Genomic DNA, 22,787 nt, shown 5'->3' on the forward strand with positions numbered 1-22,787 from the left:
TAGTTATTACATAATATGAAGTTAAAATTTTATAAAGAAATAATGGTGGAACATTCCGTTAAAATCGAAATCAGAAATATAAATTCTGTACCACAAAAATAAAATAAACGCGATTAAAGATAATGAAAAAAACAGTAGCTTTAGCCTGACAACACGTAGTATTAAAGAAAATATATATACCAAGCCAATCCATCTAAAATAGTCAAAGTAGGCATAATAGCGTAGCTGTAAGAAGTTTGTTGTATGCATAAAACAAATTAATACGATAATACCTATATAATAAAACCACATCTTATCAAATGTCGATTTACGCCTAACCATATAGGCGAATATAGAAAGCAGTACGATAGCAACATCTAAAAGCTTAAATAGTATTCCTGAACCTCTATCATCTAATTCTTCATAATTGGTAAATGTGGCGTAATAAACTAAAAGGTATAATATTGATATTGCCGCAGAGCCCATAACGACATATAAAATTTTGTATCTATTACTTCTTTCATCGGAGGCCGTAACATAATAAACAACAAAATAAATTGCACAAACAACCACGGCTGCATTATGTGTTAATGATGCGATGACACCAAAAAAAATGGCGAAGCGTATTTTGTCAAAATATAAAAAAAACAGAGTAATAATTAAGAAAGAACCTGAGCAATAATGCCGTATCATGTTAAACATGTTTGTAAATTTCATTGAATAAAAAATAAAAAACATCAGCGCTAACGCAATTAACACCTCACTAAATTTAGCTGAATCTAATATCTTGTAAATAACAATACATGCTGGTAAATAGATAAATAACGTAATCGTATACGTATAAAATATATAATTGCCATTCGTTAATTTTGAAAAGAAGTAGGAATAGCCATGATAAATCGGCTCCGATATTTTCGGTTGTACTAAAAAGCCATCATTAATAAAAATTGCATAATCTTCATCAAAAATACTCAAAAAACCATATTGATAATTATTGAATGCAAACCATTGGGTTGAATACCAGCCTAAGTCATTGCCTATCCCTAAAAAATCGCCAAATGCCCATGCTTCTTTGTGTAAATTCATATTGCAAAAAAGCAAAATAAAGCTAATAAAAAAAACGTAAAGCCACTCAGATCTTTTAGTTGTTAAATACGTGAATAAAGCAAAAATTCCTATATAAAAAGGCGCTAGCAGTGAAACTAATGATACAAAAACAAGAATCAACATTGTTCTATTTAACAGAAAAGTTTTATTGTGATAGATCAAAATAAAGCTTCCTTTTACTTTGAGTAATATTGATATTTCATCCCAAACTTTACGAGTAACTTAAATGATTCATAAAGTTGTTCGCTTGTTCTTGAGCGCCATACTATTTTTGTGAACAAAAATTTAAATAAAGAGAAATTGCGCCCATGTTCAAGCCAGTAATTATGATAGTCAATTGTGCTCCACCTATAATTCAAATCGTTTTGCTCTGAAGCTGACAACGTGACCTTATTACTTAGCTCTTTTTCTAATTTACACCTGAGCTGTACGCCTGCTATTGGTCGAGTACCTGTGGTAATACTCGCTCCATTGTGGATTGTATGCACAAAGACATTTTCAGCAAATACGCACACACTATAATTTTGAATAAAGGCCTTTAACATTAAGGTATGATCTTGTAAGTAAGGTGTATCATAAAACCCACCTATGGCTTCTAAAACACTTTTTTTAATCATTATCATTGAAGTATAACAACTCCCAGATAGCAAAAAGGTCTTAGCGTCATGGCCTACAAACTTATCATCGTTTGCTAAAACACCTTTACCATTTTCTTCTACTTGCATATGGCTACAACAGACAGCAGGCTGCTCTTGTTGGTGTTTAAAAAAGTTAAGTTTTTCGAGTAATTTCCCATCTATAAAAAAATCATCATCGTCTAAAAAAGTAACATACTCGCCATTGGCTTGCTTAATACCAATGTTTCTGGCAATCCCTGCTCCTGAGTTTTTTTCTAATGGTATGTATTTTATTTTTTTAGAGACAATTAAATCCTCTAAAATAGACTCTGTATTTAGCTGATGCTCTGACCCTTTACCATTATCATCAACAACTATTACCTCACAAAGTGAGTTTATAAGTGCACTTTGTATTGCATTTCTTATTTTTGTGACTCTTCCATAAGTAGGAATAATGATGCTTAACTCTACCATTTAGCTTAATCCTTTTTAATTTTTATAAATGAAATTTAGCATAACCAAGTTTTTAACTTTGTTATTTTATATACATCAATCGACATCCAAATATTCCACAGCACTAGACTCATGCTTACAGCTAAAGCCGCCCCAATTGCTTGATAGATAGGCACTAAAATAAATAACAACAACACGTTTATTAATAATGTAGCCAACAATGCTTTTAATGAACGTTTTTCATTTCCTGTCATATTCAGCACTAAACCAACAGAGCCAAAACAAATATTAATTATTTGGCCAATACATAAAATAATAAGAATTGGATGGGAAGCCAGATATTGCTCTCCAAAAAGTATTCTTATAAACCAATCCCCAAAAAAAATTAAAACAACCGCTATTGGTATTGAAAAAGTGGCGCTTAACTTTACACTTTTAGTTAGTAAAGCCTGTGTTGACTGTATATCGCCACTTCTATACAACCTAGCAACTTTAGGGCCTATAATATTGTTTACCGCTGCAAACCCTAAGGTAACTAATGTCACCCCTTGTAAAGCTACCTTAAAAGAAGCGACAGACTCTTTATCATCAAAGTAGCCTAAAAATACGTTTGCAAGCTGTGCATTCATGGTGCTAATAAATATCATTAGCGTAAACGGGAGTAATGCAATATGCCATTTTTTAAAATAGTAAGTAGGTTTAACATGGTTAAGGTTATTCGATCGCTCTTTAAATATTAGCCCTAAGCCTAATAACAGCGTTAATGCCGATGTTATTAACTGTACTTTTATAAGCAGTAAACTGGTGAACTCAGTTTTTGATACAATAAAATATAAGTAAACTAAAATGGCTAAAAATGGCATCAAAATAAACTCTGGAAATAAGCCTAGAATTGGTTTTCTAAAACCGTTTAAAATAGCTCCTTGTTTTGCAGAAAAGCTTTTTATAGGGATCAAAAAAATTGCAAACCAAAGTAAACTAGCAGTCTGGGAACTTATTAAGCCTAAATATAAAATAAGCATGGTCGTAAGCATCACAAGCGCAGAAATACTGATAATAAATGCCGATGACCACCTGAGTAACCCCTTTAATTCTCCCCATTTACCTTCCAATTCAGCATGTGCAATTTCACGGATCAATAATTGTGGTAAACCTGCTATAACAGGTATTGTGACTATGGCAATAATTGATAAAACATAGGTATATAAGCCATATTGCTCAGGTCCTAAATAACGGGCAAGTATTACGCCTGCTATAACGGATAAAGCACGGCTTATCATTTGTAAACCGGCTGTGCCTAAAAACTTATTTAAAATAGCTGGCGATTGGCTCAAAAAACTTACCTTGTAATAATAGAGTCATATTTATAACTTCAATAAATCAAAATTTTAAAATTCAATAACTAAATAAATTAACTGACTGACTGTTTTAGATTTATAAAGATCTCAGTGTAGTAACTATATTAGTAATGTGTACTGCTTTATTAAAATTCACTAATCACTGCTACGTAAAAAATACGCACATAATTAGTACTCATATACAAACATCGTTTCCTATGTCGACTTTTGTGCATATTTAACTGTACTTTTTTGCCCTAAAAAAATTCGTGATGCGTAATTACTTTTTGATAATACAATTTCAACTGCAATCGGACCAAAGATCCCAAAGAACATGCCAAATACAATATTAAGCTCTGTCGATTGCACACCTAAATAAACTAGTAACATTCTAGATAAAACCAAAAAGTAAACATGGTATAAGTATATTGAAAATGAATATTTACCAATAAACACAAGGGGTATAATCTTTATTTTTGCAAAGTAAAATAATGAACAACCAACAAAGCCAGTTACTAGCCCCATTAGGCTGTTTCTTTCAAAGTTACTCTGGCTTTGTAGTTGTAAAAATTTATACAACATAAGGCCAGCAAACAAAGTTAATAATATTGTAACTAACTTTATATTTAGCTTTTCTTCGCTGTGTCTTTTTGAGCTAAGTAAGCACCCTAACGAGAAGAAAGGTAATAAAAAGAAAAATCCAGATAATGAAAAAAAATAAATATCTGTAGGCATAAATACGCATAAAATAATCCCCGTAAATAGCGCAAATATGTATTTATTTTGAGTTGTAGTTTTTATAAATGATGATAAGCCATAAAATAAAAACACCAAAAACATTGCTTGTAAAAACCAAAAATGAAATTTACTTTCCCATATCACGCTAAAGTAATAAGTAATATTGGTTATTTCTATTTTTTGATTTGCTCCTAAAGTATGTGCCTGAATAAATAGATAAATTGGGCCTACAAAAATTAGAGGAATGATTAGTCTAAAGTACTTTCCTTTTAACATAGAAAAAAATTGCTCTGATGTCACTCCTCTAAAAGAGAAAATAACGCCGCCTAAAAATGCAAATAATGGCATTCTGACATTTTCTAACATTAAGTTAAAAAAATAAAAGTCGTTATTTTCGGGTAACTTTAAACCTGATATATTTGGTTCACCTATTAAGTGATTAAGTACTAATAATAAACAAGCCCACCCTCTGAGTGTTTCTAGACTGAGAATTTTTTTTATTTTCATCTTCACTCCCTTAAAGTAAAAGCGTGAACCATTTATTAAATATACTTATTCTCTTAATTTATTAACCATTGTTTTTAAAAGCTAGTTTCATTTTACTTGCTAACTCCCTATCAAACTTTTCAGGCAGGAATTTAATGTACCCATTCCCAGGAGTAAACGTTAATTCACCAAAATATATTTTATCTTGAATATAGAGATCAACTCTTACAAAAGAAAATGAGCTACTCAATGCTTCTACAATTACAACTGCCTCTGCAAAATTTTTTGGTTTGAGTTCAACTTCTCCAATATCACATCCAGCCCTTAAGATTGGAAGTGGTTGCCATAACCTTGAATAGTAGTTGTGCGTTTGCTTATTGCTTGTCCTTTGTGAAATTACCTGCACAAATTCAATTACGCCCTCTATACAATAAAATTTATAGTCTTTTAGGCCATCTGTTGATTCAATAAACTCTTCACAAATAACTAGCTGCTCAACGTTTTTATACTGTTTTTCTTTACTTATTGCATAAAAATCAGACTTTAGCCATTGTGTAATTAATTGGCGAATTTCAGCATTACAATGATCATTTTTATTATTGATAACAAGATTATAGCCGCTACCGTTATTTAGTTTTATGACAAATTTATCTGGCATTTCGGTTAAATTAAAATCTTCAGCTACGGTACAAGTTTTTAGTAAGGTTGGAAGGTATTTTTCACCGCATTTATCAGCGACAAATGCTCTAACTTTATATTTATCCACAAAAATAGAAAAATCAGTTAGTTTCTTACTTAGTTTCCAGGAGAAAATCCTATCGCTAAAAGTAAGCACTTTCTTTTTTGAATAAAATTTACGGTGAAGCTTTAAATATTCATATCGAATATATATAGAGTCAGGTATCAATACCTTTAATTTATTTTTCAACAGTTTCAAAAATAAACCCATCCGTTGACTCTCTTAAATTTACTAAACGTAAAATAATTTTTCTAACTCCAAAATTGGAGCTACCATCAGACTCACTTGGTTTAAAATAGAACAATTCATCTTATAATAGATCAACTTATAAGATTAAACTTTTAATTTACTTAGTAAAACAGATCTCAAAAAACTCGTAAACATTGTATTTTCATGTGCACCGAGATTGTGTTTAATATTGAGCCTCTCATGTATTACTTAAGCTTTAAGTAATTAATATATATGGTTTATCAATGGTATAACTTAACAATGTAGTGTATTTGCTACATAGCACTTTATATCAATTGCCATACAATTTAATAAAGTCAAAATTTAGTGCCAATTTTTATTATATCCAACGAGCAATCTTTAAAACTTTTAACGCATATGTTGGGGTCACTAATCGCGATTACGTACATTTAAAGTACAAAACAACACAATTCAATAAACATTAAACCACACCTTTTAATTAGTCAATGCTAACAAATTGTTTCATTAAAACTTATTTAACCTACTTTATTGCTAGTTTCGGTTTTAATGCTAATAATATAATAAGTGTCGCATCTAAATTTTAAGGAACTACTTGTGCGTTTGGGGTGCTGCATTGTTATCTTGTTATCTTTTTATGTTTACTCACAAGACACAATCAATTACTTGCGTAATAGCGAAATAATTGAACGTGCAAAACAACATTATGGTAAAGATGGACATAATCGCATAAAGCAATGGCTTAGGTTTATTGATGCATCGATTGATAAGAATGAATGGCGGCAGGTACATCTGGTTAATAATTTTTTTAATGAACATATAAAATACAAAACAGATAATGAGCTTTGGAATAAAAATGATTATTGGGCTACACCAATAGAAAGTTTGGGTGTAGGTATGGGGGATTGTGAGGATTACGTTATAGCTAAATACTTTACTTTAATTGCGCTTGGTATTCCTGAAGAAAAAATAAGGTTTATGTATGTGCGTCAACACACCATTAATCAGCCCCACATGGTACTGATATACTTTCCTGAAGCAGACCAAATTCCTTTTGTTTTGGGTAACTTTAATACCCAGTTACTCCCCGCAAATAAACGTCACGATTTAACACCTATATACAGTTTTAATGGCCAAGGTTTATGGTTAGCCAAAGCAAAAGGGCTTGGTAATAAAGTTAAAAATAGTAGCGGTGTGTCGGCTTGGGATACTATGCTAAAAAGAATTGAAAAAGGTGAGCTTGCACTCGTAAATGGAATTGATACAGGAGATGAAAATAATGTATCACCCTTTTAAACAAGGTATGAGTCTTAAAATACAGATCTACGGGCTAATAATTTGTATTTCCATTTTATCTTTTTTTGTAAGAATTATTATTGATGTAGATACAACCCGAGACTATTTACAAACACAAATGGCAAGCCATGCAAAAGACACAGCTACAAGCCTAGGACTTTCTATCTCCCCTTATTTGGATACAGATGGAATCATAATAGGGCAAACTATGGCAACCGCAATATTTGATTCTGGTTATTATAGTAAAATACGCTTTATTAATACAAAACATGAAACGCTATTCTCATTAGAAAACCCTACCCATGTAGATTCTGTGCCTCATTGGTTTACAAACACTGTAAAATTAAGCGCGCCTACAATGCAATCTGAAATAAATACGGGTTGGATCATTGCTGGTACACTTGAAGTTACCAGCCACTTAGGAGAGTCATATTTAACTTTATGGCTGCACACAAAGCGTAGCTTTTATAGTTCGCTCATATTATTAATTGCTTCACTGCTGATCACTTATTTTATTTTACAAACAATATTCAAACCTTTAAAAGCAGTTGAGAAGCAAGCACTGCTTGTTACTCGCAAACGCTTTACACTCAATAATAAAGTGCCGTTAGCCCACGAATTGCGCATAGTAACCAAAGCAATTAATAATATGGTGCTTAATTTGCAAAGTACATTCGACTCTTTAGCTAAACAAACCCAAGCACTAACAAACGCCGTGTATAGTGATCCACTAACAGGGTTAGGTAATCGCAAATCTTTTGAAAACTATTTTAACGCCGTTACCCACTCCATTACCTCTGAGCGTCCAATGACAGCAACAATGGTCACACTTCCCTCGCTAGTAAACATTAATCGAACACTTAGCTATCAAAGGGGTGATGAGTATGTGACTGACGTTGCTAAAATATTAAAACTCTCTTTAGCTGAACTAAATAATTATAGGTTATGCCGAATAAATGGCAGTACTTTTGTTTTTATTGCGCCATACGATATTACTTTTTTATATAATTTACACGCTAACCTTATTGACCTGTTTAGCCAAAAACAGCACAGCTCACATAATAATGGTTATGCCCGCTTAGCTTCTATAAGTGTTGAAAAAAGCTTAACACTGAGTCATTTACTTTCGTCATTAGATACAAAATGTACTATTGGGGAAAGTACGATTGACGCTAACATTGATAATAAAATAGTCTTTAGTGTTGAAGAGTGGCAAAAAATAATTCAGAGCATAATTAACTCTGGGGAAGTGAGCTTTTCAGTACAGCCTGTGAAAAAAAGTAATACCGAGTTTACACAGTCCTACTTTGAAGTATTTGCGCACTTTATCTATAACAATGAAAAAATAAACAATAGTCACTTATTCGCTATGGCCGAAAAGTTAAATTTGACAGAAGAACTGGATAAAAAATTAATCCGTGATTTTATTAATATTAAAATGCAATATCCAGAGGATAAATTCGCATTAAATATAAGTAAGTCCTCATTATATTCACCGGAGTTTATACAATGGCTAGGTGCGTTTTCTCAACACTACCCCTGCCTCAAAAACAATCTTATTTTTGAGCTTCATGAATTGAGCTTACTAAGTAATATACGCGTTGCTGCACTTCATATTGATGCGATAAAAGAGGTTGGTATTAGTGTGTGTGTAGAGCACTTTGGCACCAGTTTAACCTCTTTTAAGTATTTACATGGTCTTGATATTGAGTATGTGAAAATTGACGGTAGCTACATTCAAGATTTAATTGATAATCCGCAAAGTCGCTTTTATATTCAAACTGTAAATAATATTTGTCATGGCTTTGGTATTAAAGTCTTAGCGTGTTTAATTGAAAAGCCCGAAACATTAAACATACTCGAAAGCTTAGGTTGTGATGGTGTTCAAGGGAATTTAATTTGCTCCGCCTCACAAGTAATCAACATTATTGATGAAAACACAAATAAAAAGTTTACTTTTCATCCAAATGTATTAGAATTTTGTAAGTAGCCTATTTTTTAAACAAGGGTCGATCATGAAAGCAATTATCTTATTTGGACTAATAGTAGGGCTGTGTGTATTTTATGTACCGCAAACTTATGCACAAACTAATACATCAAAATCTGTTCAGTCTGCAGGGATAGACAACTTGATTTCGATTTTAAGTAATGCACCAATAAATGTATCTCCTGAGCAACTGCAACAAGACTTAGTTGCCGCCATTAAAATTATTTGTAAAAACAATATAAAAAACCAACTAGACAAAACCTTGCCACGAGGCAATTGTAGTAACGCTCAGGTTGATCAAATGATTACTGCCGTTATTGCTGCTTTTGGTGTAGACAGCCCTATGGTTGCTACTTTATTAGCCGCACTTTCTGCATACGGAGTAGATTCAGACACTATTACACTTGCTGCAATTAATGCGGGCATAGATGCTACTATTGCTTCACAAGCCACGGCAGCAGGCCCTATCCAAGCACAACCTAATCCTCCTATTAGCTTACCTGTATTGCCTACACCTCCTGGATCGGGTGGTACTGGTGGTGATGCTGGTATATCTGAAGTTGGTAACTAACTTTATTAAATATAAATGCAGCCTTAGCGCTGCGTTTATATTTTGAGATGGCTGTGAATCGCTTTATATTTTTTGTTATATGTTTAATTATTTTTTTACTCCCCCTACCCCTTGGCAGTTACCGCCCATGGGCAATATTAGCTATAGGCGTGCTGATTAGCTTTACGTTTTTATTGCATTTATTTAATAGTGCTATTAAAAATAAACAACTGCTTTATCCTCCTTTATACTCTTGGCCTATATTTATTGCTCTTGGCGTTGTTGTTTTAGTTTGCACAATACAGCTATTTAGTATAAGTGTTGATCCGTTTCAAACTCAGCAAATGTTAATTAAAACCTGGTTTATGCTATTATTTTGCTGGTTAATTTTTATTTACTGTAACCACTCCCTACGAATTAAAAAATTAGTTTACACTGTTATTTTTGCTGGGGTTTTTCAGGCCTTATATGCAAGTTATTTAAGCTTATCACCCGATATTATTAGCCCATTATTTAGTTATAAACATACCGATCGTGCTATTGGTACTTTTACTTATTCTAACTTTTTAGCCAACTATTTAGCGCTGTGCTTATGTTTAGGCATAGGTGTGTTGATCAGTGAGTTAAAACGCTCTGCTAACGACAATACACAATCACTCGCACAAACATTACGTGACTGGGCTGGTATATTATTAAGCTCTAAAATTGTATTACGCGTATCATTAATTATTATTATTGTTGCCTTAATATTAACTCGCAGCCGCATGGGTAACTCGGCATTTTTTATCGCTTTAATGGTTATGAGCTTATTGGCTTTATTTATTTACAGACAAAAGCCCAAAGCGTTTAAACACCTTATTATTAGCTTTTTTATTATCGATTTAATTATTATTGGTGCAATATTTGACGTTGAAAAAGTAAAACAGCGTATTAGCGAAACCAGTATACACTCAGAAACGCGTGACGAAGTGGTACGCGACTCTATACCACTTATATTAGATAAACCATTGCTGGGATCAGGTGGGGGTACTTTTTACACTGCTTTCCCTGCGTATCAATCAGAGCCCTTTTCTGGCTACTACGATAATGCGCATAACGATTATATACAATTTGCTGTGGAGCTAGGTATACCGGCAACATTAGCACTTGGTTTGCTGATACTTTATTGTTTATGGCTCTGTATTGCGACCATGCGCCAACGCAAAACCGCACTTTATCAAGGAGTAGCATTTGGCTGTGCAGTAGCTATTATTACTATGCTACTGCATTCTTTAGTCGACTATTCGCTGCAAGCTGGCGCTAATTCAATGCTGTTTTTGGCTATTTTATGCTTAGCTATTTTAACTAATAAATTACCTGCGCCTAAAACTATAAAAAAAAGACGTAATCAAGCCGACTAGTGCTGTGCTAAATCAAACTCTGTTAAGTGACCGTCGCCATGAATAAGCTGATAGCGGGCCAAATTACCTTGCTCTAGCGTTATTAAGCTAATAGCTGAATCGCTCACTAAATACTTTTGCCCATCGCCTTTGGTTTGGTGTTTATCAACCTCCATATGCCAACGTTTAGTAAAGAAATTCAGCGGACTTTTCGGGCTATATAAAATTGAATCGAGTTTATCGAGTATATTTATTAATTTACGCGGAAATTCATTTTTTATACCACTGGCAGTCAGCTGCCACACTCTATTAGGATGATCGCCAAAACGTTTTTGCACCGAAAAACAAAAGGAGTAATGTACATCACCAGATAAAATTAGCGTTTCGTTTGGGGTATCGTCTCTTCTAAAAGTATCGAGCAATTTTCTTGCCGAGCCTTCGTGAGCCATCCAGTTCTCTACGTCTACCGTGAGCGGTTGGCCGCACATATTAAATAGCGCTTGAATAGCTTCAATCGATTTAACGCCAAATACTGGCGCGGGCGATACAATAATAACTTGATCATGGCTCAATAAGCTCTGCTCAAGATCAGTAAGTCGCTCCCAATCAAGTAGACCAGAGGGCTCATTAAAATTTTGCTCATTACGCCAACGATGTGTGCGAGTGTCGAGCACCACCACTTTAGGAACCGTTGTCAGTTCATAATGCCAATGACTAAATTCTGTTAGTGTTTTATCAAATGTTTTAAATTGCCAAATATTACTACTCGCTAAGCTGTGCTTAAACGCAGCGATTAATGTGCCCGTTTTAGTGAGTGCATCATTTCCCATCCCTTGAAACAACCAGTAACTAATTAAACCATTGCTTACAATACGTTTACTCACTGGGTTTTGACTAATCGCTTGCTCCCATCCAGCTGTCAGGTTCCAGTCATCGGTTACATCATGATCGTCAAATATCATTAATGTAGATACATTGGCAAACAACCGCTCTACATCACTCAATCCTTTTGTATAATCAATCAGTGCTGATTTTTCGGCGTTAAAAATAGTCTTGTTTTGCTCGTTTTGACCTGCATACGTTATGCTTTGTATATCTACACATTGCCAAGCTGCAGCACTAAAATTTAATAAATAAAGTGCTATATATTCTTCAAAGTGAATAAGGTGATTGTGGGCTTTTACACTTGAAAAGTGAGGTTCATCTTTTTTCAGCCAGTAACTAACACCTAACTTTGGGCGTTTTTGCCAAGGTGTTTTTGGTAAGAACAAATGGCGATTATAAAGCTGCTCATTTATATCGTTCGGTAGCTCAACTGTAAGTGGTTGCTCTTTATAAATACCTAAGGCTTCAATTAACTGATGAATGGCTAATAACATAGGTCCTGCTACGTCATCGGCATAAACCTGATCACCGCTCAGTAATAGCAATTGTGCACCTTGGTTGTTATTACCGCGCTGAGTGTTTTGCCAATGACTTGCAGAAACTAAACTGTCTTTTGCGGGATGATGTGCATTACGACATGATCCGTGCAAAATATCACTGAGTTTATTGGGAATTACAAATGCAGGTGTTGCTTGATTGCTATAGCACCAAGGCGATAAATCAATTGGAGTATCGTCAACTATAAGTTCGTAGCTTAATAAGCTGTCAGTAGGAAACTTATGATTTATTGGCTTTATAATGACGAAATGCAGATATAAGTGCTCGCCGAGAGAAACGCTGTGCTGATCGCTGTAACATTCATAATTTAACAGTTCAATGCGACAGTTTACAGGCTTAGAGGTAGCAAACTGAATGCATACACTGGTTTGCTCTGCACGGCGCACCATAGGCCCCATTAATAAAATAGGAAGTTGCGCCGTGTGAGTTTTCATGTATTTAGCCTTTGGCTGCTAATTTAAATAAAGAGTAAAAGTTCTCTGTAGTCGCTTTTGCCAGCTCGTTAAAGCTAATTCCCTTTAATTCACTAATGTAATAAGCCACATCTTCTACATATGCTGGCTGATTAGTTTTTCCGCGATACGGTACTGGTGCTAAATATGGAGAGTCGGTTTCTATTAACAAGCGATCGAGCGGTATTTGTTTTACCACTTCTTTTAACTCTACGGCATTTTTGAAGGTAACAATGCCCGAAATCGAAATATAAAAGCCCATATCAATGGCTTTTTTAGCCATATCCCAATCTTCAGTAAAACAATGTAGTACACCACCACAATTTTCGGCGTTATGCTGTTTCATTAAATTAATGGTATCGCTACGAGCGTCACGAGTATGAATAATTAATGGCTTTTGTAGTTGATTTGCTACTTCTATATGACCTACAAAGCTTGCCTGTTGTACGGCATGCGTGTCTTTTGCGTAGTAGTAATCAAGTCCTGTTTCACCAATGGCGACGACTTTATCGTGCGACGCTAAATCGATTAATTGTTGCTTATTAAGCGCATCTTTTTGATCAAGTGGATGTACGCCACACGAAGCTGACACATCATCATAATGCTTAATTTTATCAAGCATATTCGGGAATTGATCAAGTGTTACGCTTACACATAAAAAGTGTTCAACCTTTTTTGCACGCGCTTTATCAAGCACTTGGTCAAGGTTTAAATCGAGCTTATCAAAATCAAGGCGGTCTAAATGGCAATGAGAATCTACAATCATGGTACTACTTACATGGTATAAGTTGGATTACCGGAGTTTAACATAGTCCCCAGTAGTTTTTCGATCTTGGCGTTTAGGTTTGTTTTATCATCTAAAAAACTAATACCTATGCCAGGCGGGTTAGAGCTTTGCGCTCCTTGTGGTGTGATCCACGACACTTTCCCGGTCACAACGTCATCCTCTAACGCATCTGGAAGGGTAACTCGTAAAGCGAGTGAATGCCCTACTTCGTAACGCATATTAGTGCGTACAAATAAGCCACCTTTTTTTAAATAAGGCATATAACAGCAATATAATTCATCTAAATCGTCTATATCTACTAATAGCTCTTGCATGCTCAGTCCTTTAATTATTTCGCAGTACGGACGCTAATCTCGATACTGCTAGCGGTAAATTTAGCCCGAGTATTTTGGTATTATTTTGTAAAAACTCGTTTAGAGCATGTTGCACATTTTGATAAGCGTCAAAGCTCATGCCTTGCATAAGCTGTTGTTTTAATTGCTCGCTTAAAAACAACGTAAATATACGAATAAGCTCAGGCTGTTTATTTATTATTGCTATTAACTCAGTAAAATTATGACTTTGTTTAAACTCAGTTGCAAATTTATAAAGTGTATTTATATTTTTTAGCTGATTTTGCTCTTGCCAGTATTTAACTTGCAGTGGTTGGCTGTAAAACAGCGGCAACCAGGTGTAATTAGTTATTTCTAGCGATTCTAACCATTGCTGAGCAAGTGCTAAGTTTGTTACTTTTACATCCGTTTTTGCACAGCGACTTAAAACAGTGGCTGGCAATTGTGTAGCTTGACTGGTTGTGAGAATTAAAAACCGGCTTTGACTTGGCTCTTCTAGCGTTTTTAATAACGCATTTGCAGCAGCGGTAGTCATTTTTTCGCAGTTTTCGATAATAGCGACTTTATTACCATTTTGCGCTGCCGAATGATGCATAAAATCACTAATACCACGTATATCGTCTACGCCAATACTCTGCCCATCAACTTGCGTTAAGCGCTTATCAGGGTGAGTACCTGCCTTTATTAATAAACAACTTTTACACTGTCCACAAGCTGATAATACACTTTTTTTTGCCGCAACTTGCTCGGCTATATTGTTGCACAACAATGCATTGGCTAACTGGCTTGCAAAAGCAAACTTGCCAACACCAATAGGACCACTAAACAACTGCGCATGATGAAAGCGCTGTGCTTTAAAACTTTGTGTTAAGCGTTGCTCTATATCGTGTAGCCAAGGCAGTCTCATATTATTTTTGCTCTGCAAAAAATGTGCGTAATACATTCGTTATATCACGATGTACGTGCTCAATGCTTTGGTTTGCGTCAACAGTTTTAATAGAGTTGTCGTCATTAGCAAGTTCTAAGTAACGCATCCGTGTACGCTGAAAAAACTCAATCGCTTCTTGTTCTATTCTATCTAATTCGCCTCGACCTTTAGCGCGTTCAAGGCCAATAACCGGATCAATATCCAAGTAAATGGTTAAATCGGGTTTTAGCCCTTTTAATACCATGGAAGAAAGCGATGCAAGTGTATTAGCACTAATACCACGCCCACCACCCTGATACGCCTGCGATGACAAGTCGTGACGATCGGCAAGTACCCATTGCCCTTGCTCAAGTGCTGGGTTAATAACATTATGCATTAGCTGCGAGCGTGCAGCGTACATAATTAATAATTCAGTTTCGAACGCTATTTCTTCGTCATGTTGTGCTTTTACTAATGTACGTAACGATTCAGCAAGCGGCGTACCACCGGGTTCACGCACATTAATAAAATCAATTTTTTTGCTGTTTAAAAACGACTGGCACAAAGCAATAGCGGTAGATTTACCGGCCCCTTCTAACCCTTCGATTACTATAAATTTAGGTTTCATAAAAAATTAGTTCTTTTTGTTTAATATATACGTTTTAACTGCCGCATTGTGTTGCTTCAATGTGGTTGAAAATTGATGACTGCCATCACCTTTTGAAACAAAGTAAACATACTCAGTTGTGGGTGGATTAACCGCGGCTAAAATAGCTGCCTTTGATGGCATGGCAATGGGTGTAGGCGGCAGGCCATTAATACGATAGGTGTTATAAGGCGTGTAGTTACGCAAGTCTTTGCGTTTAATATCGCCGTCAAAGCTCTCCCCAATGCCGTAAATTACGGTTGGATCTGTTTGTAGACGCATATTAGTATTTAGTCTGTTTACAAATGCAGAGGCGATTAATGGCCGCTCACTGGCAAGGCCCGTTTCTTTTTCAATAATGGAGGCCATTATCAGTGCTTCGTACGCTGTTTTATAGGGTAAATTTTGTGCACGCTGCTGCCAAGCAGTATCAAGGGTTTGCTGCATTTTTTGGGCGGCGCGTTTTAGCACACTGCTAATTGTGTCGTTATTATGATAGTGATAGGTTTCGGGAAATAACCAGCCTTCTAAGTGCATATCACTGCCAAGTATTTGCTGACTTAGTTGCTGCTCTTTTAAATCATTTTTTAAGTTATTGGCATTTTTAATAGCGGCTAATACTTCGCGCAGCGCTTGGCCTTCAATAATTGTAAAACTAAAGCTAACTTGTTGGCCATTATTTATTTTTTTTATATTGCTAATAACACTATCACTATTAAGTGCGTAAAGCCCCGTTTTTAAATCTGTGAGTGTTGGGTCTAGTTTAGCAAGTAATTGGTAACGCCAGCAGTTTTCTACCCAGTTATTGGCTTGCCATTGCTTACATAACTGATTAAAGCCAGTACCTTTTTTCACTTCAAATTGGGTGTTATTCGCTACTTTTAATGGGCTATGGAGCGTTGCTTGTAATTGCTGATAACCAAAAACACTGGTAATTATAGCTAATAATAATACCGATAAAGTAACTTTTAACACTTAGCCTCCTTGGCTAATAATTTATTTAATAATAACTGGCTATGCACAATATCAAAGCTACGCTGCTCAAGACGATTAATAGGCACTACGCCCATTAAGCTATTACAGATAAAAACCGCATCTGCTTCAAGCAAGTCTGCAATACTTACGCACTTAAAATCAACGGCTAATTTATCACATAATGATTGTAGATAAACCCCCTTTATCCCGCACTCATTAAGGCTTGGGGTAAATAATTTATTTTGCTTAATAGCAATAATATTTGCTGCAGAGGCTTCTATCACATTGTTGTTATAATCAAGTACAAGCACATCGTCACAAGGTTGCGTTTGCAGCGCTTTTTTTATTAATACTTGTTCAAGGCGGTTTAGTGTTTTGAGCCCTGCAAGCAAGGGTTGTGCGGCTAGTTTAATGGGGCTGATGTTAAGGCTTATACCCTCATTTGCCAGTCTGCTGTAATTTTGAGGATACTCTAAAACACTCAATAACACGGTTACATTACAGGTTTGCGGCAAACCATAACCGCGCCCTCCTTCGCCTCGCGTTATTACAATTTTAAGCACACACAACGTATGCTCCGCTATACTTTTAGCTATGTGAGCTTCAAGTTCAGCAATATCTACTAATGGAAAACCAAGTCGTGCAGCACATTCAATTAAACGTGCTTTATGATGTGACCAATGCTCTACTTGCCCATTTACTACTTTTGCAGTTGTAAAAAAGCCATCACCATAATTTAAGCCACGATCGTACGCGCTTATAGTGCTGTTTTTAACTGTTGTAATAATAGTTTGTGTGTTTTTTTGTGTTTTTTGCATATAAAAAAAGCCCAGTTAAACAACTGAGCTCTTATAGTCTGGTCTGTTGTTAAAAAAGATTATACCTTTTTAAACAGTAACGAGCCATTAGTACCACCAAAGCCAAACGAGTTACATAGTGCAAACTCTAATTTTGCATCTCGGGCAGTGTGCGGTACATAGTCTAAATCGCACCCTTCATCTGGGTTATCAAGATTAATTGTTGGGGTAACTTTTTGATCGGTTAACGACAATATTGAAATAATCGACTCAACCGAACCAGCAGCACCTAATAAGTGACCCATCATAGATTTAGATGAACTCACCATTACGTCTTTTGCTGCACTGCCAAAAACACTTTTAACGGCCGAGGTTTCTGCTTTGTCGCCTGCATGAGTCGATGTACCATGTGCGTTAATGTAACCAATTTGGTCCGCATTTACTTGCGCATCGTTTAGCGCATTTTCCATCGCTAATGCTGCGCCTGCACCATCTTCTGGTGGTGAAGTCATATGAAATGCATCACCACTCATACCAAAACCAACTAGTTCTGCGTAAATTTTTGCACCACGTGCTTTTGCGTGTTCGTATTCTTCAACAACCACAACACCCGCACCATCTGATAATACAAAACCATCGCGGTCTTTATCCCAAGGACGCGAAGCCGCTTGTGGATCATCGTTGCGTGTTGAAAGTGCACGAGCAGCATTAAAGCCCCCCATACCAATTGGTGTACAGGCTTTTTCAGCACCGCCAGCTACCATAGCATCTGCATCGCCATACGCTATCATACGGGCAGCATGGCCAATATTATGCAAACCCGTAGTACAGGCTGTAACAATAGAAATATTAGGGCCACGTAGTCCATTCATTATTGATAAATGACCAGAAATCATATTAATAATGGTAGAAGGTACATAAAATGGGGATAACTTACGCGGTCCACTATTAAGTAGTTTTATATGGTTTTCTTCAATAAGCGTTAAACCACCAATACCTGAACCCACTGCTACGCCAATACGCGTCGCGTTTTGTTCAGTTACTTCAAGGCCTGAATCTTTAAATGCTTGGATCCCCGCGGCAATGCCGTATTGAATAAATAAATCCATTTTTTTAGCATCTTTTGCTGGCATATAAGCCGATGCATCAAAATCATTGATTAGACCCGCGAAATGCGTACCAAATTTTGATGTATCAAAGTGTGTGATAGTTTGAATACCACTTTTGCCATCTAATAAGCCCTGCCAGGTTGATTGCACATCATTACCTAGCGGCGTCAACATTCCTAAGCCAGTTACGACAACTCGACGTTTAGCCACGGTTTGCCTCCAATAAGGTGTTTTATAAGGGGATAATAATACCCAAGCAACTTCAAAGTACTCGTCCCAAATTAGATTTAAAACGCATAATACCAATAAAATCAGTGTAAATTAGATTGATGTTTAGCTTTGCTTTGAATCATATACTTTGAAGTGGTTTGGATATAGAGATTAAGGGCAGCGAATGCTGCCCTTAATATGCGATTAATTACTCAGCGTGAGCTGTAACGTAATCGATAGCAGATTGTACTGTAGTGATTTTTTCAGCTTCTTCATCAGGGATCTCAGTATCAAACTCTTCTTCAAGAGCCATTACTAATTCAACTGTATCAAGAGAATCTGCACCTAAGTCATCTACGAAAGAAGATTCATTCTTCACTTCTTCTTCTTTAACACCTAGTTGTTCGATGATAATTTTCTTTACGCGTTCTTGGATATCGCTCATTCTTCTTTCCTTTATTAAAAACGCCAATGCGTTATTTTCAGATTGCGGCGTAGTTTACGTCGCATAATTCTCTGATTCAATCTTTTGACCATAAATAATTGTCTGGTCAAACCTCTTGAGTGTACGTTTCGTCTTTTATCGCTTATTTTAACCACGATTTCAAGTATGTTTAAAGCAAGATTGCCAATAATTCAATCTTTTTTGGCAATTTAATTACTTATATTTAATTACTTTCTTTGCACATAGGCTATTAAACCATGTACATCGCACCATTTACATGCAAAGTTTCACCCGATACATACGCAGCCGCATCTGACGCTAGGTAACATACAGCAGCAGCAATTTCATCTGGTTGCCCTAAACGCCCTGCTGGTACATTTGCCAGTGTGGCTGCTTTTTGCTCATCCGTAAGACCATCGGTCATATCGGTTTGAATAAAACCAGGCGCAACTACGTTTACCGTAATACCACGCGACGCTACTTCGCGTGCTAGTGACTTAGAAAAGCCAATAACACCGGCTTTAGCCGCTGCATAGTTAGCTTGCCCAGCATTACCCATAGTGCCCACTACTGAGCCAATATTGATAATACGACCGTTCTTTTTCTTCATCATTGGGCGTAATACTGCCTTAGATAAACGGAATATAGAACTTAAGTTAGTGTCGATAATATCATCCCACTCACTTTCTTTCATGCGCATTAATAAATTATCGCGAGTGATGCCGGCATTATTAACCAATATGTCAACATCGCCAAAATCAGCTTTAATCGCCGCCAATGTCGCCTCAATAGATGCAGGATCAGTTACGTTTAACGCATAACCTTTGCCGCTTTCACCTAAATACTCGCTAATTTTAGCAGCGCCCGACTCACTGGTTGCCGTACCCGCTACTTTTGCGCCTTGGGCAACTAAAGTAGTTGCAATGGCTTTACCAATACCACGGCTAGCGCCCGTGATCAGGACAACTTTGCCCGCTAATGAAAATAAATTAGTCATATTTTATACTCTTATTTTGCAGCATCAATTGAGGCACAGTCGTTAACTGAACCACAGATCATTGCTTTATCAATTCGTTTTGCAAGGCCAGTTAATACTTTGCCTGGGCCAAATTCGTAGCTTTGCGTTACACCTTGTGCAACTAATGCTTGTACTGTTTCAGTCCAGCGTACTGGGCTGTATAACTGGCGTACTAATGCGTCTTTAATTGCATCAGCTGACGTTTCAGCTTTTACATCAACATTATTAATAACAGCGCATTTAGGCGTGTTAAATGTTAACGCAGCTAAATCAATAGCTAACTTTTCAGCGGCCGGCTTCATTAGCTCACAATGCGATGGTACGCTAACAGCAAGTGGCAATGCACGTTTTGCACCTGCATCTTTACACGCTTGAGAAGCGCGATCTACAGCCGCTTTATGGCCTGCAATAACAACTTGCCCAGGAGAATTATAATTTACCGGAGAAACCACTTCACCCTGCGCTGCAGCGGCGCAAGCCGCTTTGGTTTCATCGTCGCCTAAGCCAATAATAGCAGCCATTGAACCCACACCTGCAGGTACGGCTTCTTGCATATATAAACCACGGTTTTCTACTAACTTTACCGCTTCACTCAAGCTTATTACTTCGCTACATACTAATGCTGAGTACTCACCTAAGCTGTGTCCAGCCATAACAACATCTGCATCTGGGTTTGCTGCTAACCAGTCACGGTAAATAGCAACACTGGCTGTTAATAATGCAGGTTGAGTGCGGTGAGTTTGATTTAGCTTTTCTTCTGGGCCATTAAGAACCAGTTCTGCTAGGTCATATCCTAACGCCGCTGACGCTTCGCTAAAAGTTGCTTTAACAATGTCTGAGCTTTGGAGTAACTCAGTTAACATGCCAACACTTTGTGAGCCTTGACCTGGAAATAGAATTGCAATTTGTTGTGCCATATTTTGCTCTTTTTAATTAAACAAATAAATAATGTTATAAACACGGCAACTCAATTACTACTCGTTCACCGTGTCTTTAGAATGTATTTTTTCAAAAATTGCGGCTATTTTGTCAGGAAGTTGGCGTTCAACCTCCTTTACCGCTTCATCAATTGCTGCTTGAAATGCTTTAGCTGAGGCATTTCCATGGCTTTTAACCACAATACCGCGCAATCCTACCAGACTTGCACCGTTATACTGGTCGGGGTTCACCCTTTTATAGAGTTTTTTTATTATTGGGCTCAGCATAAACGCCATGCATTTATATACGAGGTGCTTTTCAAGCGCGGCGGTAAACTTATTCATTATAAGTTTTGCAATCCCTTCACAGGTTTTAAGCGCCACATTACCCACAAAGCCTTCGCATACAATAACATCGGCTTTTCCGGTAAATATATCGCTACCTTCACTGTAACCAATATAGTTGATTAAAGGGCTTTGCTGCATTAATTGTGCAGCTTGCTTAATATCTTCATGGCCTTTGATATCTTCAGAGCCAATATTTAATAAACTTACTTTGGGATTATCGCAGCCAAGTGCTTGCCCTGCGACTACCGACCCCATAATGCCAAATTGATATAAGGTTTGCGCATCGCAATGTACGTTAGCACCCAGATCGAGTAAATAAACAGGGTTTTTTCGCTCTGTAGGTACCGCAGAAATAAGTGCTGGACGTTTTACACCAGGAAGCATTTTTAACACGTAATGTGCCATAAAGAATAACGCGCCAGTATTACCTGAACTTACGCATGCTTGAGCCTCGCCCGATTTAACTAAGTTAAGGGCAACGCGCATAGATGAATCTTTTTTGGAGCGTACAGCAACACCGGGCTTACATGCATTTGTAACAACTTCGCTACAGTGGCGAATAATAAGTCGAGGGTGTGCTAATGAATCGAGTGATTCGAGTTGTTTTGATATGACTTGCTCATTTCCGCATAAAATTAGCGTTAAATTAGCATGAGCATTTACCGCGTTAACGGCAGCGGGGATAGATGAACGGGGGCCGTAATCGCCCCCCATCATATCTAACGCTATGGTTAGATTATTCAGCATAAAGAAATCTCTTATTTAGAAATTACTTGAACGCCTTTGTAGTAACCATCTGCAGTCACATGGTGGCGACGATGAGTCTCACCAGATGTTTGATCTACAGTTAAGCTTGGACCACTAATCGCATCGTGTGAACGGCGCATGCCGCGTCTTGCACGAGACTTTTTGCTTTTTTGTACAGCCATAGTCTTCTCCTAAGAATCTTTCTTAAGTTGTTTCAAAATATCAAATGGATTAGGTTTCTCATCTTCCGCCTTTAAAACACCAAAGCTGGCAGGCTTTGCTGAATAACTGCATGAAGCTTCGTTGTGGGTAGAGACCAATGGAACTGCTAAAATTAATTCGTCTTCAATTAAATTAAAAACGTTAATTTCACCATTTTCATCAAGCGCTACTTCATCGTAGTCTTCTGGAAAAATGTCTGATTCTGTTTCATCACCAACTGGTGAATAAACAAAATCTTGCACCAAATCCAACCCTAAATCACCATTACAACGTTGACAAGTGACAGTTACGTGTGTGGACAAATTGCCTCTAATCACAACAAAACCTTGGTCGTCGTTTTTGCAATGAATTTTTACCGCTATTTCACCTACTTCTTCCTGCACAACTTCTCGTAAACGAGTTAGTTTCTCAAGCGGTACAATGCCGTCATACTTTAAACGGTGTTGCGCTGCTTTGCCTGGATGAAGAGTGATGGGAATTTTCACCTTTTGCATAGGGGCTGCATCATATAGATAGTTAGTTGGTTAGTCAAAGTAAAAAACCATATTTACGTGGTT

Annotated in this window: 23 protein-coding genes; 4 read left to right on the forward strand and 19 right to left on the reverse strand. The window is 36.7% G+C overall.

The genetic code is table 11. The features are described from left to right. Positions 1–21 precede the first annotated feature (21 nt). From J5X91_RS00975 to J5X91_RS00995, 5 genes are all read right to left on the reverse strand, one after another. The gene (locus tag J5X91_RS00975; protein ID WP_011328464.1) at positions 22–1,209 is read right to left on the reverse strand and encodes an EpsG family protein; all 1,188 of its coding nucleotides are present in this window, start codon (positions 1,207–1,209) and stop codon (positions 22–24) included. 53 nt (positions 1,210–1,262) lie between these two features. Continuing rightward, positions 1,263–2,177 carry a glycosyltransferase gene (locus tag J5X91_RS00980; protein WP_089368435.1) on the reverse strand — a complete coding sequence of 305 codons (915 nt, stop codon included), beginning with the start codon at positions 2,175–2,177 and terminating at the stop codon, positions 1,263–1,265. Positions 2,178–2,212: 35 nt separating this feature from the next. Further along, positions 2,213–3,490: a flippase gene (locus tag J5X91_RS00985; protein WP_011328466.1), complete on the reverse strand. Its 1,278-nt coding sequence runs from the start codon at positions 3,488–3,490 to the stop codon at positions 2,213–2,215. A 219-nt stretch (positions 3,491–3,709) separates the two neighbouring features. Beyond that, positions 3,710–4,738, reverse strand: a complete 1,029-nt coding sequence (locus tag J5X91_RS00990) for an acyltransferase (RefSeq protein WP_182683393.1) — start codon at positions 4,736–4,738, stop codon at positions 3,710–3,712. A gap of 61 nt (positions 4,739–4,799) precedes the next feature. Next, entirely contained in the window at positions 4,800–5,666 is an 867-nt protein-coding gene (locus J5X91_RS00995; RefSeq protein WP_197108138.1) for an ATP-grasp fold amidoligase family protein, read from the reverse strand. A 594-nt stretch (positions 5,667–6,260) separates the two neighbouring features. Between J5X91_RS00995 and J5X91_RS01000 the strand changes: the two genes are divergently transcribed. The 4 genes from J5X91_RS01000 to J5X91_RS01015 are packed head-to-tail and all read left to right on the forward strand — an operon-like array spanning position 6,261 to position 10,896. Next, positions 6,261–6,959, forward strand: coding sequence for a transglutaminase-like cysteine peptidase (locus J5X91_RS01000; RefSeq protein WP_089368437.1), 699 nt, complete (start codon positions 6,261–6,263; stop codon positions 6,957–6,959). After that, positions 6,943–8,949, forward strand: coding sequence for an EAL domain-containing protein (locus J5X91_RS01005; RefSeq protein WP_208833884.1), 2,007 nt, complete (start codon positions 6,943–6,945; stop codon positions 8,947–8,949). Before J5X91_RS01000 ends, J5X91_RS01005 begins: the two co-directional genes overlap by 17 nt. A 25-nt stretch (positions 8,950–8,974) precedes the next feature. Further along, positions 8,975–9,517, forward strand: coding sequence for a hypothetical protein (locus tag J5X91_RS01010; protein ID WP_182683390.1), 543 nt, complete (start codon positions 8,975–8,977; stop codon positions 9,515–9,517). Positions 9,518–9,570: 53 nt separating this feature from the next. Next, positions 9,571–10,896: an O-antigen ligase family protein gene (locus tag J5X91_RS01015; protein WP_208833885.1), complete on the forward strand. Its 1,326-nt coding sequence runs from the start codon at positions 9,571–9,573 to the stop codon at positions 10,894–10,896. On the opposite strand, the gene J5X91_RS01020 is transcribed toward J5X91_RS01015, so the two are convergent. The 14 genes from J5X91_RS01020 to yceD all read right to left on the reverse strand — a co-directional run bounded on the left by J5X91_RS01020 (position 10,893) and on the right by yceD (position 22,724). After that, complete coding sequence (locus J5X91_RS01020) at positions 10,893–12,752, reverse strand: alkaline phosphatase D family protein (RefSeq protein ID WP_208833886.1); 1,860 nt, start codon at positions 12,750–12,752, stop codon at positions 10,893–10,895. The two genes, J5X91_RS01015 and J5X91_RS01020, sit on opposite strands and share 4 nt — an antisense overlap. Positions 12,753–12,756: 4 nt before the next feature. Further along, positions 12,757–13,536 (reverse strand): YchF/TatD family DNA exonuclease, encoded by a 780-nt coding sequence (locus tag J5X91_RS01025; protein ID WP_011328476.1) that lies wholly within the window; start codon positions 13,534–13,536, stop codon positions 12,757–12,759. Positions 13,537–13,544: 8 nt separating this feature from the next. Beyond that, positions 13,545–13,871 (reverse strand): PilZ domain-containing protein, encoded by a 327-nt coding sequence (locus tag J5X91_RS01030; protein WP_011328477.1) that lies wholly within the window; start codon positions 13,869–13,871, stop codon positions 13,545–13,547. A gap of 10 nt (positions 13,872–13,881) precedes the next feature. Next, positions 13,882–14,796 carry an AAA family ATPase gene (locus J5X91_RS01035; RefSeq protein ID WP_208833887.1) on the reverse strand — a complete coding sequence of 305 codons (915 nt, stop codon included), beginning with the start codon at positions 14,794–14,796 and terminating at the stop codon, positions 13,882–13,884. A gap of 1 nt (position 14,797) precedes the next feature. Further along, the gene (gene tmk / locus J5X91_RS01040) at positions 14,798–15,424 is read right to left on the reverse strand and encodes a dTMP kinase (RefSeq protein ID WP_011328479.1); all 627 of its coding nucleotides are present in this window, start codon (positions 15,422–15,424) and stop codon (positions 14,798–14,800) included. A gap of 6 nt (positions 15,425–15,430) precedes the next feature. Beyond that, the gene (gene mltG, locus J5X91_RS01045) at positions 15,431–16,417 is read right to left on the reverse strand and encodes an endolytic transglycosylase MltG (protein ID WP_011328480.1); all 987 of its coding nucleotides are present in this window, start codon (positions 16,415–16,417) and stop codon (positions 15,431–15,433) included. Then, positions 16,411–17,235, reverse strand: a complete 825-nt coding sequence (gene pabC, locus J5X91_RS01050) for an aminodeoxychorismate lyase (protein ID WP_089368443.1) — start codon at positions 17,233–17,235, stop codon at positions 16,411–16,413. Before pabC ends, mltG begins: the two co-directional genes overlap by 7 nt. A gap of 59 nt (positions 17,236–17,294) precedes the next feature. Continuing rightward, complete coding sequence (gene fabF / locus J5X91_RS01055; protein ID WP_011328482.1) at positions 17,295–18,533, reverse strand: beta-ketoacyl-ACP synthase II; 1,239 nt, start codon at positions 18,531–18,533, stop codon at positions 17,295–17,297. Positions 18,534–18,741: 208 nt separating this feature from the next. Continuing rightward, complete coding sequence (gene acpP, locus J5X91_RS01060; RefSeq protein WP_006792304.1) at positions 18,742–18,978, reverse strand: acyl carrier protein; 237 nt, start codon at positions 18,976–18,978, stop codon at positions 18,742–18,744. A 250-nt stretch (positions 18,979–19,228) separates the two neighbouring features. Continuing rightward, positions 19,229–19,975 carry a 3-oxoacyl-ACP reductase FabG gene (gene fabG / locus J5X91_RS01065; RefSeq protein WP_086994963.1) on the reverse strand — a complete coding sequence of 249 codons (747 nt, stop codon included), beginning with the start codon at positions 19,973–19,975 and terminating at the stop codon, positions 19,229–19,231. Between the two features lie 11 nt (positions 19,976–19,986). Continuing rightward, positions 19,987–20,913, reverse strand: coding sequence for an ACP S-malonyltransferase (gene fabD, locus J5X91_RS01070; protein ID WP_089368444.1), 927 nt, complete (start codon positions 20,911–20,913; stop codon positions 19,987–19,989). Between the two features lie 57 nt (positions 20,914–20,970). Continuing rightward, the gene (plsX, locus tag J5X91_RS01075) at positions 20,971–22,008 is read right to left on the reverse strand and encodes a phosphate acyltransferase PlsX (RefSeq protein WP_011328485.1); all 1,038 of its coding nucleotides are present in this window, start codon (positions 22,006–22,008) and stop codon (positions 20,971–20,973) included. 11 nt (positions 22,009–22,019) lie between these two features. Next, the gene (gene rpmF / locus J5X91_RS01080; protein ID WP_011328486.1) at positions 22,020–22,190 is read right to left on the reverse strand and encodes a 50S ribosomal protein L32; all 171 of its coding nucleotides are present in this window, start codon (positions 22,188–22,190) and stop codon (positions 22,020–22,022) included. 9 nt (positions 22,191–22,199) lie between these two features. Then, positions 22,200–22,724, reverse strand: a complete 525-nt coding sequence (yceD, locus tag J5X91_RS01085; RefSeq protein ID WP_011328487.1) for a 23S rRNA accumulation protein YceD — start codon at positions 22,722–22,724, stop codon at positions 22,200–22,202. Between the last annotated feature and the right edge of the window lie 63 nt (positions 22,725–22,787).

The sequence above is a fragment of the Pseudoalteromonas sp. K222D genome (assembly GCF_017653575.1).
Lineage (GTDB): Bacteria > Pseudomonadota > Gammaproteobacteria > Enterobacterales > Alteromonadaceae > Pseudoalteromonas > Pseudoalteromonas nigrifaciens.